This window comes from Leptospirillum ferrooxidans C2-3, assembly GCF_000284315.1.
GTDB lineage: Bacteria > Nitrospirota > Leptospirillia > Leptospirillales > Leptospirillaceae > Leptospirillum > Leptospirillum ferrooxidans.
In genome coordinates this window covers 1,234,720-1,251,687 of the sequence record NC_017094.1, presented here as the reverse complement: position 1 = coordinate 1,251,687, position 16,968 = coordinate 1,234,720, and the positions used below count along the sequence as shown (strand labels likewise).

The following is a 16,968-nucleotide window of genomic DNA, read 5'->3' as shown; positions in this document are numbered from 1 at the left end:
ATCAGTCTCTGACTTTTCAAAAGAGGCTCTTTCCCGAAATGGATTCTGAAGACTTTCGGAGGGGTCGCCATGGCCTTGTTTTCAGACCGGAACGATGCCGCCGAAAAGCTTTCGGCGGAGCTGATGTCCTATAAGGGAAGATTTCCTCTGATCATTGCCATTCCAAGGGGAGCGGTCCCCATGGGAGAGATCATTGCGAATAGACTTTCCGGGGAGCTCGATATTGTTCTGGTCCGCAAGATCGGAGCACCCGGCAATCCCGAATTTGCGATCGGATCGGTGGATGAATCCGGGTGGGCTCACCTGTCCGGAGAACCGGGCAGCTCTCCCTCCTATATCACAATGGAACGAAACCGGCAGCTTGCCGTCATAAAGGATCGCAGACGCATTTACACACCGTTCTCGAAGCCGATCGATCGTTCCGGCCGCATCGTGATCGTGGTCGATGACGGCCTAGCAACCGGTGCGACAATGATCGCCGCTCTTCATTCGATCCTTGAAAGCCACCCCTCTCGCCTTATTGTGGCGATTCCGGTCGCAGCCAGGGATGCGCTGGAAAAGGTCAGGGAGTGGGCGGATGAAGTTGTCTGCCTTTCGGCTCCGCAAGATTTTGGTTCTGTCGGGCAGTTCTATGATGCGTTTCCGCAGGTCACGGACAGCGAAGTTTGCGAGATCATGGGACGGACCAAAAAACACTGAAGATCATGGCTTCCTGCCCACCTCCGGTTCCGGATGATTTCTCCAGGACAAAAGACCCACTGATTGAACCGCTTGGCCATCATTGCCCATAGATCTTTATTTCCCCTGATTGAGCGCCACCCCGCAATAATGGTACGATTCAAGAATTGTGTCAAAAAGTGATCTTTTTAATTGGGGAGCAAGATTTGCTGGATCGTTGGCTTGAAAAAAAAATATCTGAGTCTGTGGATGATCTTCTGAAGGAAAAGGGAGTCAATCAGTCCTCCCTGGACATTCTTCCCAAGGGCGTCCGAATAGAGTTCCCCAAAAAAGCCGGGTTTGGAGATCTGGCTTCCCCGGTTGCGATGCATCTTGCGACCTCTCTGAAGATGGCTCCAAGGGCGATTGCCATCGAGCTTCAGAAAAAGCTTTCCGCCCTACAGGAAATTACCCAGATAGAAGTGGCCGGTCCGGGATACCTGAATATTACCTTTACCCTGGAATTTTTGCATGAATGCCTGAAAAATCTCCTCGATACTGATCGCTCGCCCGTGACCCCTGTAACATCCCCCAAAAAGATTCTGATCGAATATGTCAGTGCAAACCCGACGGGTCCATTGCATGTGGGACACGGAAGGGGGGCTGCCTACGGCAACAGCATTGCGAGAATCTTAAAAATACTGGGCCATGAGGTGACTTCCGAGTACTACATCAACAATGCCGGTAACCAGATGGATCTTCTGGCCAGATCGACCTATCTTGCCTGGAGAGCTTTGCAGGGGGATCTGTCCGACGAGGAAAAAACCAGGATTCTTCCGGACGGAAGCTCTTATCAGGGTTCCTATGTCACCGAAATCGCCAGGGAAATCGCCGATAATCCAAACCTCCTGTCGGAGGAAGAGAGGGAACATGCCCAAGCCGGAATGGATCATTCTGCCGGTTTTCTGACCCGTTTTTCCGAAATTGCGGAAGATCGGATCATGGAGGGAATCCGGAAGGACCTTATGCGTTTCGGAATCGGATTCGATCGCTACTTTTCGGAGAAAACCCTGCATGCGGCCGATCCTGTCGAAGGAAAAACAGCCATTGACAGATGTCTTGACGAGATCAGGAACTTTTCAAACGCATCCTCATCGACAGGATTGGCGGATATCCCGGATCTTTTTGAGGAAGAAGGAGCCTTATGGCTCAGGACAACCCGTCTGGGAGATGACAAAGACCGCGTCCTGAGAAAGAGTGATGGGAACCTGACCTACTATGCCGCCGATATCGCCTATCATCGCGAAAAAATTTCCCGGGGACACGATCTCTTTATCGATGTCTGGGGAGCGGATCATCATGGTTATATCCTGCGCATGCAAGCCGCAATGAAAACACTGAACGCCCTTAATGGAACAAACGCCGAACTGAAGGTGGCGCTTATCCAGCTGGTCAACCTCCTTCGTGAGGGCAAGCCGGTGGGAATGTCCAAACGGTCCGGGGACTTCGTGACTCTTTCAGACGTTCTGGACGAAGTCGGGGTAGACGCAACACGCTTTTTGTACCTGACAAGAAGCCATGAATCCTCCCTCGACTTTGATCTCGAAATTGCAAAAAGCAAGTCGATGGACAATCCGGTCTACTATGTTCAGTACGCCCATGCCAGAGTCTGCAATTTGCTCAAGCAGGCCGAAATAAGGGGGATCAGGGTTCCAGCCAGATGGACCCTCGAGCATCTCTCCCCACTGGTCGGTGCCGATGAAAAGACGCTGATCATGCTTCTCGACCGATTTGATCTGGTCGTTTCAGAGTGCGGATCCATGATGGAAGTCCATCCCCTGACGGATTACCTCACTGAGCTTGCCGGGCAATTTCACCGGTACTACTTCCATAACCGGATCCTTTCTCCCGAATCTGGCGGGGAAGCCTTGATCCTTGCCCGGCTCGCCCTTTCCTCCGCAGTGGGCCGGATCATTCAGCTTGGTCTCTCCCTTTTGGGTGTTTCTGCTCCGGAGAGCATGTGAAGTGGATCGAGTCCCACCCGCAAACGGAAGGGAAGCCCAGGACAGGATCCCTTCACACAGAGGCCGGTATTGTTGAAACTCCGAACTTTATGCCGGTTGGCACACGGGGTTCGGTCCGGGGGCTAAGCTCGGATGTTCTCTCAAGGGCCGGAACTGAAATTCTTTTGGTGAATCTCTTTCATCTCTGGCTTCGTCCGGGGGAAAGGATTCTGAAAGGAGCGGGGGGCATTCGGCCGTTCATGGGCTGGAAAGGCCCGGTTCTCTCGGACAGCGGCGGCTTTCAGATTCTCTCTCTCAAGGAACGGAGGAAGGTTTCTGAAGAAGGGGTCCACTTTCAGTCTCCTTATGACGGATCGTCCGTTTTCCTTTCACCGGAAGAGGTCGTCCGTTTTTCCGAAGAGATCGGTGTGACCATCGCGATGGTTCTCGACCATCTTGTCTCTCCGGAAGAGGGGACGGGAAAAAACCGGGAAGCTCTCGAAAGGACCCTCCGGTGGGCGAAGAGATCTCTTGATGCCCGGGAATCGGTCGAAGGGGAGATGGCCCTTTTTGGGATTGTCCAGGGAGGACTTGATCCGGAGTTGCGCCAATTTTGCGCAAGAGAGCTTTCCGGCATGACAGGCCTTTCCGGAACCATATTCGATGGGTATGGAATCGGAGGTCTCGGAATAGGAGAAACTCCCGAGGAGCGAGTATCACTTGTTGCGGCGGCCATCGAGCCTCTGCCAAGAAACAAGCCCCGGTATCTGATGGGTGTTGGATATCCCGAAGACCTGATTCAGGCTGTCGGGGAGGGGGTCGATCTTTTCGACTGCGTATTGCCGACACGAAATGCCAGAAATGGAATGCTTTTTACCAGATCGGGCAGACTGATCATCAGGAATGCAAAATACGGGGAAGACTTTGGTCCGATTGACGAAACCTGCTCATGCCAGACCTGTCAGTCCTACTCAAGAGCCTATCTCCACCATCTGTTTCGGACGGGAGAGATGCTTGGACCTGTCTTGAACACGATCCACAATGTCACTTTTTATCTTTCTTTGATGAAAGAAATGCGGGAACAGCTCGTGATGGGAACCTTTTCAAGGTGGAAAAACCATATGCTCACTCACATGAACTCAAGGGGGAACAATGAATAGCACATCCGCAACGCTTGCCCAGGGGGAGGGGAACCCACTTCTCTCCATGTTGCCAATCATCCTTGTTATCGTCCTGATGTATATACTGATCATCATGCCTCAAAAGCGCCGGCAGAAAAAGCACAAGCTGTTTCTTGAAGGAATCCGGCCAGGATCCAAGGTTCTGACCTCCGGTGGGATGATCGGAACGGTCAGATCCGTTTCCGAGAAAACCGTGGAGGTTGAGATTGCACCCGAAATCGTTGTCACACTGGTCAAACCGGCCATTCTGTCAAGCGCCGCGGATGTGGCCTAGGCTTTCCTGGTCCATTGATCGTCCACTGAACGTATTCGAGATAAAACACTTTTAAAGGATGCCCTGTCGCCGATGAAGAAAAAGCTTGGATTCCGGATCGCCCTTCTGACAGGGGCGGTCATTATTTCTTTTCTCCTGATTTTGCCTTCACTCCCGCTTTGGAACAATGTTCCGGACAGCGTCAAAAAATTTCTGCCGGAAGGCAAGATCTCCCTTGGTCTCGATTTGAAGGGAGGTATGTCTGTCACGCTTGAAGTGGACCAGGACAAGGCGGTTTCAGGGACTATCGATGAAATGGTCACGGGTCTCAAGGAGGCCGGTTTCTCCGCTGTTCGTTCCGGAGATTCGGTCGTTCTGACCGTCCCCCGGGGACCGCATCGGGCTGCAGTCAGAAAGAGCATTTCCAAACGTTATCCCGCCATCACCGAAACCTCCAAAAATGACACAACCGTCACCTTTTCCCTTCCTGCCAGGGAGGTCAAGCGTATTCGCGAGCATGCCATGACCCAGGCTGTCGAAGTCATCAGAAATCGAATCGACCAGTTTGGCGTCTCCGAACCGGTGATTTCCCGTCAGGGAAAAAATCGGATCCTGATCGAACTGCCGGGAGTGAGTGATCCGGAAAGGGCCATGGCCCTGATCGGACGAACGGCCCGACTCGAGTTCATGCTTGTCGATGACAGGAATCCCCAGGCGGAAAATATTATCGAGAAAAAGGTTCCTGTCCCGGCCGATGATATTCTTCTGTCCGGACAGCCTTCGGAGAAGACAGGAGGGCTTTCCACCCCTTATCTCCTGAAAAAACAGGCTTTGATGACAGGCGAGATGATTTCTGATGCCAGAGTCTCGTTTGGTCAGTTCAATGAGCCTTATGTCTCGATGACATTCAATTCGGCCGGGGCAAAACTGTTTGACGAAATCACAAAGGACCACGTCAAGCAGCTTCTGGCCATTGTCCTTGACAACCGTGTCTACAGCGCACCGGTGATCCAGGAAGAAATCTCGGGCGGGCAGGCCCAGATCACGGGATCCTTTTCTCTCAAGGAAGCGAAAGACCTTTCGATTGTGCTCCGCTCCGGAGCCCTTCCGGCTCCTGTCCGCATTTTACAGAATGTCACCGTCGGTCCCTCCCTTGGACGGGATTCCATCCAGTCCGGCATACGGGCAACGGTTCTTGCCGTGATTCTGGTTCTTCTGTTCATGGCCTTTTACTATCGCTTCTCCGGCGTGATCGCCGACTTTGCACTGGTTTTGAATCTGATCATACTTGTGGGAGCTCTGGCAGCTCTTCATGCCACTCTCACGCTTCCGGGCATCGCTGGAATCATCCTGACTGTCGGTATGGGTGTGGATTCCAATGTTCTCATCCTCGAAAGAATCCGGGAAGAGATCAGGGCCGGAAAACCAGTCAGAACGTCCATTGATGCCGGCTATGACAAGGCCTTTTTGACGATCGTTGACTCCCATGTGACAACCTTGATCACCGCACTCATTCTGTTCATCTTTGGAACAGGACCGATCAAGGGTTTTGCCGTCACACTGTCCGTCGGAATCGGAATCAATCTTTTTACGGCGCTCGTTGGAACACGCGTTGTCTATGACTATATGGCCTCCAGGAAAAAGATGCAGAAACTGTCCATCTGAAAAAAGCATCGTATCCGTTTTCGGAAGGCTCGAAATGAATTCAACAATCGGTTTTTGAAGGGAATGGACTAAATGATTGAACTCATTAAAAATCCGTCAATAGACTTTATGGCAAAAAGAAAAATCACGCTTGGAATATCGGCGGGATTTCTGTTGCTGGGCTTTGTTGCAATCGGAGCCATCGCCACTGGCCATGCGAACCTCGGAATCGATTTCGCAGGAGGAACGGCCATTCAGGTTCACTTCGACAAGACGATTCCCGTTTCAAATGTCAGGGAAATTCTTTCGAAGGGTGGGTTTTCAGGAGCGCAGATCCAGAACATACAGTCGTCAAGCGACATCCTGATCAGGGCCCAGGCCCATGAAAACCGCAATGGATCGGTTTCAGGGAAAATCCTTGCGGCTTTAAAAAATGGATTTCCCAACGATAAGATGACCATTGTTTCTGCTACCGAAATTGGTCCATCGATTGGTTCAGAACTTGCCGGAAAAGCCTTTTTGGCCATCTTGTACTCCATTATCGGAATCATTGTCTATATCGCATTCCGGTTCGAGTTCCGTTTCGGTCTGGCGGCAGCCATATCGACATTCCATAATGTGGTCGCCGTACTCGGTCTTCTTTACATCATGGGAACGGAGATCAATCTCCTGATTGTGACTGCCCTGCTGACACTTGCGGGATATTCCCTCACGGATACAGTGGTTGTCTTCGACAGGATTCGGGAACAGATGCGCAGATCCAGCAGACAGAAGATGGAAGAGATCATCAATTCCGGGATCAATCAGGTTCTTTCACGCACAGTTGTGGTATCATCAACTGTGCTGATTGTTCTGGTCGCCTTGTTCTTCTTTGGCGGGCCGGTCATCCATGATTTCTCCCTGACATTGTTGATGGGTGTCATTGTGGGGACCTACGCCTCCATTTTTGTTGCAAGTCCTCTTCTCCTCCTGTTGCCTAAAGGGGTGAAGAAGCCCGTACAGACAGGACGAACCGCCCTGTAACTCTTTTTCCCAATAGTCCTGGAGGTAGCGGATGAGTTCAAATTATGTGGATCCCGAAGAAGTCCTTGGAAGCTTTGGTCTTTTTCTCCTTCCGGTTCTTCTTGTGTTCCTCATCCTTTTTTTGAAAAAGAAGCAAATTCTATAAAAGGATACGAAAGATGCAATCGCCAAGGAATGAGTATGACAGTCCTAACGGTTGGTCGATTCCTCAAATCCATGATGAGAAAATTCTGTCCCTGTCCAGGGAACTGGGAACAGACCCGGTCTGGGCCAGAATGCTTCTTGGCAGAGGCTTTGACGGAGGGTCGGCCAAACGTGCGTTTACTTCGCCCCTTCCTCCCGGTGAGGAGTCCCTTGGGGACTTCACTCTTGCGTTTCAGATCTTGTGCCATGTCCTGGAAACAGCCTCTCCCATAGCTGTCTATGCCGATCTTGATGTTGACGGTGTCACCTCCGCCACCATGTTCTCCAGATTTTTAAGGAGAAGAAAACACCCCTATATCACACTTCTGGTCCACAGAAATGACGGTCATGGCTTGAAGCGGGAACGTCTTCTCGCCCTTGTCGCAAAAGGGTTCCGTTACCTGCTGGTAGCGGATATGGGAACCTCCGATATTTCCCTGTTGGAGGAAATGAAATCGCTCGGGCTCACGACCATCGTTGTGGATCATCATTTGCTCAGGGAAGAGTGGCCTGCCAATCTTGCACTTGTCCATCCACGCGGCCGTTCCTGTCTGACCGCAGTCGGAAGCTTGTATGTCCTTCTGGCTCCTTTTTTTCAGAATGATGAAGAAAGGGAAATGGCGTTTCTGGCCGGCCTCGCGGTCCTGGCCGACAGGGCTCCCCTCCTGGACGGGAACCGGTATTTTATCCGGGCCCTGAGGGACCAAGCCTCTCTTGAAGCCTTTCCCGGAATCCGGTCCCTCCTGAGACGTCGTCTCCAAAGACGGGTTATGGTCAATGACTACTCTTTCCTCGTCATCCCTGCGATCAATGCTCCTGGAAGAATGTCCGATCCATATCCGGCATTCGAGCTTCTGATGGCCACATCGGAGGTCGAAGGAGAACGGCTTGCGCAGATTGTTCTGGAAATCAACCGCCATCGCCAGGAAACAGAGTGGTCCCTCTACGAAGAGATTCGAAAAGTATGGGATGGATGTCCGGTGGTTTTTCAGCCGGGTTGGGCGCCAGGAATCATGGGTCGGATCGCGCACAGGCTCTGTGAAGAATTCAATGTCTCGGTCTTTGTCGGCACATTGACAAAAGATGGCGCAGTCAGAGGTTCCCTGCGTCTTAGGGGAGGGGATACGCTCGATACCGTTCTCAAATGTCTCGAAGGCCTTCCCATTCAGGGCGGAGGCCATGCCAAGGCAGGTGGTCTCGGTTTTCCGGTCGAGATTCTTGATATGGTCAGGAGAAAGCTTTCATCGCAATTGAATAAAAAAGAAGAACCTTCATATGGCCTGAACTCAGATCTTGAAATTGACGCATTTCTTCCTGCCTATTATCGATCCACTTCTTTTTGGGAGGGTCTTGGAGCCCTTCTGCCCTTTGGGGAAGGATTCCAGCCACCGAAGCTTGGCGTCAGGAATGCATTGATTGAAAGGATCGAGGATGGAAGAGGAAGAACAGTGCTGTGCCATTTTCGCTGGAAACATGGTCTTGAAAGGGCGGCGATCAGAAGCGGTCTGCAGGTTCCCCACTCTGGAGAGCGTGTGGACCTTGTCATGACTCCTGAACTTGTTGGAAAGGGGGATAGAGTGGAGAGACACTTTTCGATCTGCTCTTATCGCATCCATGAATAACCATGATGTTTCGGACCTCAAGGAAACAACGGTCATTCCGATCTCTTCGATCGTCCATACCGTGACGATCGATCAGCTGATCGAGGAAACCAGCAAATATAACCTTCCAGAGGAATCACAGGCCAAAATCCGGCAGGCCTATGAACTCTCCGCAAAGGCCCACGAGGGACAGTTCCGACGTTCTGGGGAATCCTATGTGGAACACCCCCTGAATGTCGCATGGATTCTTGCAAGCATGAAGGTCGACGCAACCTGTCTGATTACGGCACTTCTCCACGATACGCTTGAGGATACGACCCTTTCCTCCGAACAGATTGAATCCCTTTTCGGAAGCAAGGTTGTCTCCCTTATCGATGGAGTCACCAAAATCGGAAAGTTCCACTTTCAGGCAACAAAAGCGGAAAAGCAGGCCGAAAACTTCCGAAAGATGCTCCTGTCCATGTCGGAAGATATTCGGGTTATTCTCGTCAAACTGGCTGATCGTTTGCACAACATGAGAACAATCTCCTCCCTGAACATCGACAGACAGAGAGCCATAGCCCAGGAAACACTGGAAATTTACGCTCCCCTGGCCAACCGTCTTGGAATCGGCTGGATCAAATCCGAACTTGAGGACCTTTCTTTTTCCGTTCAGGACAGGGAAACCTATCTGGATCTCAAGGTCAAGGTTTCCAATCGCAGACGGGAAAGAAAAAACTATATCAGCACGATTGTAAAGACCGTCCAGGAAGCCCTGATCGCGAACAACCTTCAGGGAGAAGTCCAGGGCCGATACAAGCATATTTATAGTATCTACAGGAAAATGACCATTCAGGAAATCCCGTTTGAAGAGATTTATGATCTGATGGGGATCCGGATCATCACCGACACAAAGCTCAACTGCTACGCTATCTTGGGGCTCCTGCACAGCTTGTGGAAGCCTATGGCCGGAAGGATCAAGGATTTTATCGCAGTTCCCAAGTCCAACATGTACCAGTCGCTGCATACAACCGTTATCGGCTCCGAGGGAATTCCCGTGGAGTTCCAGATCCGGACGGAAGAGATGCACCGAGTCGCGGAGGAGGGAATCGCTGCCCACTGGAACTACAAGGAAAATGCCGACGGCTCCCCCGCCGAGGGAGAGAGAAAGGTTGTCGCCTGGCTTCGACAACTGGTTGAATGGCAAAAAGAACTGCCGGACAACCGGGAGTTCATGGACTCTGTCAAGGTCAACCTTTTCCCCGACGAGGTCTATGTTTTCACGCCGAAGGGCCAGGTGAAGGAAATGATCAAGGGATCGACGGCCATCGACTTTGCCTACAGCATTCATACAGAGCTTGGACATCACTGTATGGGCGCCAGAATCAACGGACGCTGGTCACCGATCAAGACGGAACTTCAGAGTGGCGACATTGTCGAAATCATCTCCAGCCCCTCCCAATCTCCCAGCAAGGACTGGCTTCGTTTTGTGGCAACACCAAGAGCCCGCGCCAGGGTTCGTCATTGGCTCAAGGAAGAAGAAGACCGGCAGAGTGCGGAAATTGGCAGGAAGTCTCTTGAAAATGAATTCAGGAAAGCTCGCCTGAATCTTTCCGATTACCTGAAATCGCCTTACCTTGAAGTCATCCTCAGTTACTCGGACCAGCCGGCACCGACACTTGAAAATGTCTATTCCAGAATCGGATTTGGCCAACTTTCTCCCAATGTCGTACTCAGGAAGCTCGTTCCTGTCACTCAGGAAACACCCGAGCAGGAACTCCCCCACGAATCCTTCCCTGTCTCCAACCATCCTGTTGTTGTCCGCGGTGGAGGGAAGGATCTTTTGATCAGTCTGGCCCGATGTTGCAGTCCTGTTCCCGGCGAGGAGATCATAGGATATATCTCAAGGGGAAGGGGAGTCGTCATTCATTCCAGAGACTGCCCCAATCTGGTTCACCTCTCTATCCAGAAGGAGAGGTTGATCCAGTCAACATGGGACAATGATCCCAATAACCTTTTTGAAGTCCAGATCAGGGTGCTGATGGAAGACAAGCCTGGAATGCTCGCCGGAGTGTCAGCGGCCATTTCGGAAAAGGGTGCCAATATCAATCATGCTGAAGTCAAACAGGATCGACATAAGATGGCTGTCATTGAAATCGCCCTTGGAGTCAAAAACACTTCGGATCTGGAGTCCATCATGGAAGCCATCCGAAGGGTGAAAGGGGTCATCAGTGTCCAGCGACTCAAACGAATGACCGGGGAGAATTCCCGTAGATCGGAACCCGCATGATTATGGATCGGGAAAAACGTCTTGCAGCTCACATAAAGGCCAGACCTCACCTGAGGGATATCTTTGAATTCCAGCACCGGATTGAGGAGATATGGAATTCCTCATCTCCGGACGATTTTCTGCCAGTTGTCTGTCTTTCCGAGCCGGATGTCCGTCAAAGAATGAAGGAAGGAACACCTCTGATTGACAGGCCGCTTTTTTCAAAGATTTCCCTGACAAATTCGGAAAGTCAGATGAGACGCATCCTCACGGTGATGAAAACCGGTGGGGGAGAGCGTGAGGTCCTCGCTTCAAAAATGGCCTCCTACCTTCGGGGATCGGGAAGGGGTGAGGCCTGGTTTATCCGTTCGATTCTGGCTCATGACGACGGATTCCTGGATCGTGTCTCCCAGGAGACCGAGGTTCCTGGTCCATTGCTTCTCCACCTTCTGAGGATGTCTCTCAGAATTTCCTTTGAGCGTCTTCATGAAACACTGAGAACGGTCCTCCGTAACCTGGACTGGGACTACCCCCTGTGTCCGGTCTGTGGAGCGGCACCGTCCATCGGACAAACGATTTCCCCGGACGAGCGACGTTATTTTTGCTACTTTTGTTCCTTTTCCTGGTTGGCCCACCCTCCGGAAGGCTGTCCTTCCTGTGGACTGATTGACCCGGACCGGGTTAACCTTCTCTATAAACACCCCGAGGAAAACCAGGGGATACTCGCCTGTGAAGGTTGTTTTTCCTATCTGAAAGTCGTCGACCAGCGCTATGCGGAAGAAGATCTTGACTCGGACTTTCAGGAAATTCTCGGGATCCATCTGGATCTCGCTGCGATGGAAATGGGATTTCATCCACTTGGTCAGCCGCCAGGAAGAGCTGAAATCATTGTCAGACCAGGGATAGACAGTCCAAAGTTTTAATCAAAGGGAAGGGGAACCATGGGTACAGATATCGGCAGCAATCTGAACTCTACCGTCAACTATATCATTATCTTCATGGGTATCATTGGGCTTGCCTTTCTTGTGGGGTTGGGCGTTCAGCGTCTGGTCCAATATGAGAAGGTCATGGACAAGAAATTGCCCCCGGATCGGCCAAAAGTCGATCCGTGGGGCTACCCCCTGGAAGAGACCGTAAAGGGAAAAGGGGAAGAAAAGAAATAAGGAACCATGGTCAGGAGACTTTCCCCTGTTTCAAGTCTCTTTCGGTTACCTGTTCCATTTGTCCAGGATAACGAGCTCCTGCGGGCGGTGTCTTTGATTTTCAATATCGTGCAGGAGTAAAACATCTTTTTTGTAGAGATCTTCTGGGCCCTGGAGCTTTCTGATCGGAATCGCGACCAGAATCCTGATCAAGGCCTGCCTGTAGCTTTTCATGTTGTTGTAGACCAGCGAAAGCCCCTCAGAATCAAAAGCGATCCCTTCCGGGTTCTGGATCTTCTGATCAAGGACAAGTGCCTTCTGAAACGAAACGAGGGCATCCGGAAGATCGTTTCCGATCAGATAAAGCCTTCCGATATTTCCCTGATCTTCAGATTCCTTTTTGACATCCTTGATTTTTTTGCTGTAAACGATGGATTTCCTGAAGTCTTTCAACGCCTGATCCCGCTTGTTCAGTCTTGAATGGATCAAACCTCTGACGGAATAAAGTACGGACAACACTTCATGACGATTTTTGCCATGTTTGATCCCTTTGGAAATGGCAATTCCCGCGTCAACTTCCTTTTGGGCATAAGCCGTTTTACCAAGCTGCCATTCGACCTGGGCCACAAGTGCGAGAGTATCCGACTCCAGTGAAGGATCCGAAAGGATGGTCGCGATTGCCAGAGATCGCTGAAACCATAACACTGCAAGGGAATATTGTTGCTGTGTCCTTGCATAGAGGGAACCGATCTGGTTCATCGTCTGGACAGAAAGAGGGAGATTGCCAACCAGCTGATATTGATGAAGTGCCGATCTCAGGACAATGAGCGCTTCTTCGGGATGACCCGCATCAATCAGCTTAGAAGCACTCAAAAGATTATCGTTGGCCTTGAGCATATTCCCTTTTAACTGATGGGAAGACCATGAACATGACCCCAAAGACAAAAGAAAGAATCCTGCCAGAAGAAGAACGGCTTTTCGCTGTTTGAAGGAAGAAAGACTCATGGTGACTTCCCTCCGGCAGACGATGGTTGCGGATAGGGAAGGGAATCCCTTGTCGACTGGCCCAAGGGCAATGTGGCCTGTGGTGTCTGGATCAAATCCCGAAGAGGCCAGCTCTGCTGAAGGCTTTCCAGGATTTCGTCCGCATTGGATATGGTTTTCTTGGTATCAACAACCAATGACAGTGCCGACTTTGAAATCGGTGCCAGCTTGGGTGTGGCCGCTTTGACATCCTTGATGGAGAGATCGACATTTTTCATGATCGACGGAAGCCGGTCAACGGAGTCTCGCACCTTTTCAGAAGTTTGCCGGACATTCCCGGCGGTATCCCGAAGTTCGTCATAAATTTCCTGTCGCTTCAAAATGGCCCCGACCGTTCCTTTTCCGCGATCGACAGAATCCGAAAGGTCGGCAATATTGGCGACAATCCTCTGGAGGTTCAAGATCGTCGGATTAAGCTTTGCCATGATCTGGTCGAGAGTCAGCGGCGCCTCGCCCTTGATCCTGTGGTTTGGAAGGATGACCGGAAGCCATGGAGAACCCAGACTGATCCTGAGGGTCACGTCTCCGGAAATGATCCCGGACTTTTCAACGGTAATGAAGGAATCCTGCCGGATTTTGGGAGAGTACTTTCTGAGAACCTCCATTTCGACACGGATCTGGTTCAGCTTGGTAAAGTCTACCGATTTCACCTCTCCGATGGAGATACCGGCAAGCTTGACAGGAACGCCAGGGACAATACCGAAGGACTGGTCGAGAATCGTATAGATCCGATACCTTTTGTCAAAGGCGTGCTGATTGACGGCCACTTCATACAGACCAAAAAAGAAGCCCAACAGGGGGATGAGAAGAAAAAAGGCAGCAAGCCTCTCCAGTCGTTTTTCGTTTTCCCGGTGAACATAATGAAGTTTCATGATTTTTTTTGTCTCAGGAATGAATGGTTTTCTGCCACAGGCTCCTCGCGGGTTCGTGTGATTGGCATTGAACCGTGTGTTTTATGTTGTCAAAACGAGTTGCTTGTCCAGAATAAGGCTGACGTGAACAGATGGTCATTAGATCATATTGATGATTGCTCCATTTGACAACCTTTAAACTTTCAGAAAAGGCTTTCTTGTTAATGCTGAAACGTTTCGGGAAACTTCAGGAATCGGGAATCCTCGCCATCTGTCTTTTGAAAAGTGTTACCGATTTCCATGAGCAGGTATCTCTTGAAAATCCCCTTGGGGCTGATCGGCTTTCTTGAAAAAAGGAGGATGGTCGTATGCTGTTTCTCTAAAATGGCTTTAAAGTATTGATGGAAAAGGGCGATTCCGTCCTGATCAAGTCCTTCATACGGGTCATCGAGAATGATCAGTCCCGGAGAAAACAGCAGAGCTCTCAGGAGACCAATGCTTTTCTGTGCGTTGATCCCGATCTGGTAGGGGTACAAATGCGCGATTTTTTCCATCTGATGGTCTATCAGAAGCTGATCGACGGTTTCATAAGGCCGTTCATTTTTATTCTGGCTCAGGTATTTCAGGGGAAACGCCAGATTCTCCCTGACAGTCAGGGAGTTCAGTAAAATCCCGTTTTCAGGAAGAAGGCCGATCTTTTTTCGAACATAATGGAGTGTCAGGTTGTCCGGATCTTTCATGGATCGGCCAAAGGCTGAGTAGCTCCCGCTTGAAAGAGGAATCAGCCCCATGATGGATTTGACCAGGAGAGATTTTCCTGTCCCGGCCTTTCCCAGGATGTAGGTGTGTTCTCCCTTCAAAATATCAAGATAAACCGATGATAGCTGGGGACCATCGCTTCCCAGAGGAAGGAATGTCGCATTTTCCAGCTCCAAAAGGGTATCGGTCGCCATGAATGGTCCTTTCAGATCAGATGAATCTTTTTAAAGTTCTGCGATCAGGCAAAGATCAGGAAGATCTGGATAACAGTCAGAACCAGCGTGCATAAAACAATCGCATTGACGAGGGCCTTGTTGGTTTCCCGGGGAACATCATTCGGAGACTGGCCTACGGAAAGCCCATGATAAACCGCAACAGCGGCAATGATCAGGCCAAAGGCCGCGCTGTCCATCAGTGGTACGAGAAGGTCTGAAAGCGTAAGGCTGGTCTTGAGGCTTTCAATCAGCGACACCATGGGCATCGATAGGCCAAAGAGTCCCATCAGGAAACCGCCGGTAAACGAGCAGATGGCGAAATAGAAGGTCAAAGCCATCATCGAGATCAAAACACCCACAATTCTCGGAGTGATCAGGAAAAAAGAAAGATTCACCCCAAGCATCTCGATCGTGTCGAGCTCTCCCGAAACTCTCATGTTACCGATCTCAACGGATATGGCGGAAGCAGACCGGGCGATCACAACCATGGCCGTGGCGAAAGGGCCAACAATTCTCAGAATAATATGAATAATGATGGTTCCGACAAGATTCTGGATTCCAAGCTTGGGAAGTTCAAGGCCGGCCTCGGCAACTGTGCCCATACCGAGCAGGAGTCCGACAATCGTCAGAATGGGAATGGCATCAAAACCGATTGAAAGAATCTGCTGAAGCAGAAGAGGAACGTAGCTTCGCCTTTTCACAAGGATCGAGCCCAAATCATAAAAAGAGGTCAGGATGATTTGGAAGAGGTCCCTCAGATAAAAAAAGATTCGAAAAAAATTCAATCGGTGAAAAATGGCATCCATCTTAATGGCTCATATCGTTTGTCACCTATGATGACTTCGTAGTTTACATAATATACATTATTTGCGAATTACAGGAGGAACTACTCTCCCCTGTGAGGATTTCCGAGATGGTTCGAGATGAATCCATTCACGATGATTTGATCCCACGTCGATAACGGGAGCAAACGTCTCCATGCAGCCAAGAGAATCGGGTCCTTGTATTTTTCTGTGGTAATCACCAGGACAGCATACCCTATCTGCTCCTGCGACAGAAATGCTGAAGGAGGCTTTGGTGGCCCCTTGAGTCTATCAATGGCTTTTAGTGTCTCCGGATCAAGCTTCTTCGGATTGACAAAAAGCAGAACATTTCCTTTTGACAAAACATGAACGATGGTGCAGTTCGAAATATCCTTGAGGGGTGTTTGTGGCTGAGGAATCCATTCGTGAGTCATCGCTCCGGAATTGGGTGGATCTGAGGAATACGCAAACGATTGACACTGGGATGGATCCGACACAAAAACGTGACCCTGTGAGGGGTATTTTAAAAGTGGATCTTTTTGGGTTGTCTGATCGGACTGGGATGATGGACCGCCAAAAGCTGTTCCAAAAAGGGGTGGAAACGGAGTGGGGTTGGTATTCGAGCTGTCTCCCCAAGCCTGATCGATCCTATTTTCGCCAACGGGCAATAGACCGGTCATTGGACATATCAGGCCTATAAAAAGTATAATGGACCATATTCGACAACGGTAAACCATAGTGCAAGCCCCTTTTTATTTTCCGCCAACGTGCTTGTCGTCCATTTTCAAATCTTTTGGAGGGTATCATTCTGAGCAGTCTCTTTCAACATGTCAAAAAATTAAAAAGGCAATCAAATGCTTATATTTTATTCTTTTTTATGGCATTGATTCCATTTTTTTCACCCACTGTTGCCTCAGCTGACAGTGGGTTTATCCCAGGAGTGTACGGAGAGTTCCTGCCAGGGGCATTGACTCCCTCCCAATCAGGTGTTTCGCCCGATCTTGGATGGGGTATCGGCGGAAATGAAGACGGTTTTCTGAATGACACATTTTTTGTTCGTTTTTCCGCAACGCTTGAAAACTACCCCTCTCCAGGCATTTTTCTGGTCCCGCTCACCTTTGGTCCGGGACTTCGTCTGATCAAATCCGACCCGGGTGATTTCTACGTCATCGGAACCATCGGGATTGCTCCTGTCTTCTTTCCCCAGGGAGGTGAGCTTTTGCCGCTCTATGGAGGAGGGATCGGCTATTCATTCAGTCGTTTTTTTGCAGAAGCCCGAGTGAATGTTTTCCCCCAGTCCCATTTCCTGGGAGGATCTCTGATCGAGTTCCCCCTGACCATAGGGATGCATTTGTAATCGA

Annotated in this window: 16 protein-coding genes; 11 read left to right on the top strand and 5 right to left on the bottom strand. The window is 50.3% G+C overall.

Going from position 1 to position 16,968, the window contains the following annotated elements; translation table 11 throughout:
- The first annotated feature begins 69 nt into the window (after positions 1-69).
- From LFE_RS06320 to LFE_RS06275, 10 genes are all read left to right on the top strand, one after another.
- A complete protein-coding gene (locus LFE_RS06320) occupies positions 70-699 on the top strand; it encodes a phosphoribosyltransferase (protein ID WP_014449400.1) in 630 nt (209 codons plus the stop codon).
- A 185-nt stretch (positions 700-884) separates the two neighbouring features.
- On the top strand, positions 885-2,681 hold the full coding sequence (argS, locus tag LFE_RS06315) for an arginine--tRNA ligase (protein WP_014449399.1): 1,797 nt from the start codon (positions 885-887) through the stop codon (positions 2,679-2,681).
- A complete protein-coding gene (gene tgt, locus LFE_RS06310; RefSeq protein ID WP_014449398.1) occupies positions 2,678-3,820 on the top strand; it encodes a tRNA guanosine(34) transglycosylase Tgt in 1,143 nt (380 codons plus the stop codon). Before argS ends, tgt begins: the two co-directional genes overlap by 4 nt.
- Entirely contained in the window at positions 3,813-4,115 is a 303-nt protein-coding gene (gene yajC, locus LFE_RS06305; RefSeq protein WP_014449397.1) for a preprotein translocase subunit YajC, read from the top strand. The genes tgt and yajC overlap by 8 nt, the downstream gene beginning before the upstream one ends.
- Positions 4,116-4,187: 72 nt before the next feature.
- Positions 4,188-5,759 carry a protein translocase subunit SecD gene (gene secD / locus LFE_RS06300; RefSeq protein ID WP_014449396.1) on the top strand — a complete coding sequence of 524 codons (1,572 nt, stop codon included), beginning with the start codon at positions 4,188-4,190 and terminating at the stop codon, positions 5,757-5,759.
- A 72-nt stretch (positions 5,760-5,831) separates the two neighbouring features.
- Positions 5,832-6,761 carry a protein translocase subunit SecF gene (gene secF / locus LFE_RS06295; RefSeq protein ID WP_014449395.1) on the top strand — a complete coding sequence of 310 codons (930 nt, stop codon included), beginning with the start codon at positions 5,832-5,834 and terminating at the stop codon, positions 6,759-6,761.
- Positions 6,762-6,919: 158 nt separating this feature from the next.
- A complete protein-coding gene (locus tag LFE_RS06290; RefSeq protein WP_014449394.1) occupies positions 6,920-8,566 on the top strand; it encodes a DHH family phosphoesterase in 1,647 nt (548 codons plus the stop codon).
- The gene (locus LFE_RS06285) at positions 8,559-10,814 is read left to right on the top strand and encodes a RelA/SpoT family protein (protein ID WP_014449393.1); all 2,256 of its coding nucleotides are present in this window, start codon (positions 8,559-8,561) and stop codon (positions 10,812-10,814) included. The genes LFE_RS06290 and LFE_RS06285 overlap by 8 nt, the downstream gene beginning before the upstream one ends.
- Positions 10,811-11,716: a formate dehydrogenase accessory protein FdhE gene (locus LFE_RS06280; RefSeq protein ID WP_014449392.1), complete on the top strand. Its 906-nt coding sequence runs from the start codon at positions 10,811-10,813 to the stop codon at positions 11,714-11,716. The genes LFE_RS06285 and LFE_RS06280 overlap by 4 nt, the downstream gene beginning before the upstream one ends.
- Positions 11,717-11,734: 18 nt before the next feature.
- On the top strand, positions 11,735-11,956 hold the full coding sequence (locus LFE_RS06275) for a hypothetical protein (RefSeq protein WP_014449391.1): 222 nt from the start codon (positions 11,735-11,737) through the stop codon (positions 11,954-11,956).
- A 45-nt stretch (positions 11,957-12,001) separates the two neighbouring features.
- On the opposite strand, the gene LFE_RS06270 is transcribed toward LFE_RS06275, so the two are convergent.
- From LFE_RS06270 to LFE_RS06250, 5 genes are all read right to left on the bottom strand, one after another.
- Complete coding sequence (locus tag LFE_RS06270) at positions 12,002-12,940, bottom strand: hypothetical protein (RefSeq protein ID WP_014449390.1); 939 nt, start codon at positions 12,938-12,940, stop codon at positions 12,002-12,004.
- On the bottom strand, positions 12,937-13,851 hold the full coding sequence (locus LFE_RS06265; protein WP_014449389.1) for an MlaD family protein: 915 nt from the start codon (positions 13,849-13,851) through the stop codon (positions 12,937-12,939). The genes LFE_RS06270 and LFE_RS06265 overlap by 4 nt, the downstream gene beginning before the upstream one ends.
- Before the next feature lie 200 nt (positions 13,852-14,051).
- A complete protein-coding gene (locus LFE_RS06260; protein ID WP_014449388.1) occupies positions 14,052-14,783 on the bottom strand; it encodes an ATP-binding cassette domain-containing protein in 732 nt (243 codons plus the stop codon).
- Between the two features lie 44 nt (positions 14,784-14,827).
- Entirely contained in the window at positions 14,828-15,589 is a 762-nt protein-coding gene (locus LFE_RS06255) for an ABC transporter permease (protein ID WP_232502575.1), read from the bottom strand.
- 101 nt (positions 15,590-15,690) lie between these two features.
- Positions 15,691-16,287: a DUF3105 domain-containing protein gene (locus LFE_RS06250; protein ID WP_014449386.1), complete on the bottom strand. Its 597-nt coding sequence runs from the start codon at positions 16,285-16,287 to the stop codon at positions 15,691-15,693.
- A 260-nt stretch (positions 16,288-16,547) separates the two neighbouring features.
- Here LFE_RS06250 and LFE_RS06245 point away from each other — a divergent pair, with 260 nt between their 5' ends.
- Positions 16,548-16,964, top strand: coding sequence for a hypothetical protein (locus LFE_RS06245; RefSeq protein WP_148272573.1), 417 nt, complete (start codon positions 16,548-16,550; stop codon positions 16,962-16,964).
- Positions 16,965-16,968: the final 4 nt, after the last annotated feature.

What these genes read in the sequence shown, in the direction of transcription:
- LFE_RS06260 (WP_014449388.1), bottom strand. Translation starts at nt 14,783, where the DNA reads ATGGCGACCGATACCCTTTTGGAGCTGGAAAATGCGACATTCCTTCCT.
- LFE_RS06275 (WP_014449391.1), top strand. Translation starts at nt 11,735, where the DNA reads ATGGGTACAGATATCGGCAGCAATCTGAACTCTACCGTCAACTATATC.
- LFE_RS06270 (WP_014449390.1), bottom strand. Translation starts at nt 12,940, where the DNA reads ATGAGTCTTTCTTCCTTCAAACAGCGAAAAGCCGTTCTTCTTCTGGCA.
- LFE_RS06280 (WP_014449392.1), top strand. Translation starts at nt 10,811, where the DNA reads ATGATTATGGATCGGGAAAAACGTCTTGCAGCTCACATAAAGGCCAGA.
- LFE_RS06250 (WP_014449386.1), bottom strand. Translation starts at nt 16,287, where the DNA reads ATGACCGGTCTATTGCCCGTTGGCGAAAATAGGATCGATCAGGCTTGG.
- secD (WP_014449396.1), top strand. Translation starts at nt 4,188, where the DNA reads ATGAAGAAAAAGCTTGGATTCCGGATCGCCCTTCTGACAGGGGCGGTC.
- LFE_RS06320 (WP_014449400.1), top strand. Translation starts at nt 70, where the DNA reads ATGGCCTTGTTTTCAGACCGGAACGATGCCGCCGAAAAGCTTTCGGCG.
- LFE_RS06265 (WP_014449389.1), bottom strand. Translation starts at nt 13,851, where the DNA reads ATGAAACTTCATTATGTTCACCGGGAAAACGAAAAACGACTGGAGAGG.
- LFE_RS06290 (WP_014449394.1), top strand. Translation starts at nt 6,920, where the DNA reads ATGCAATCGCCAAGGAATGAGTATGACAGTCCTAACGGTTGGTCGATT.
- yajC (WP_014449397.1), top strand. Translation starts at nt 3,813, where the DNA reads ATGAATAGCACATCCGCAACGCTTGCCCAGGGGGAGGGGAACCCACTT.
- LFE_RS06285 (WP_014449393.1), top strand. Translation starts at nt 8,559, where the DNA reads ATGAATAACCATGATGTTTCGGACCTCAAGGAAACAACGGTCATTCCG.
- secF (WP_014449395.1), top strand. Translation starts at nt 5,832, where the DNA reads ATGATTGAACTCATTAAAAATCCGTCAATAGACTTTATGGCAAAAAGA.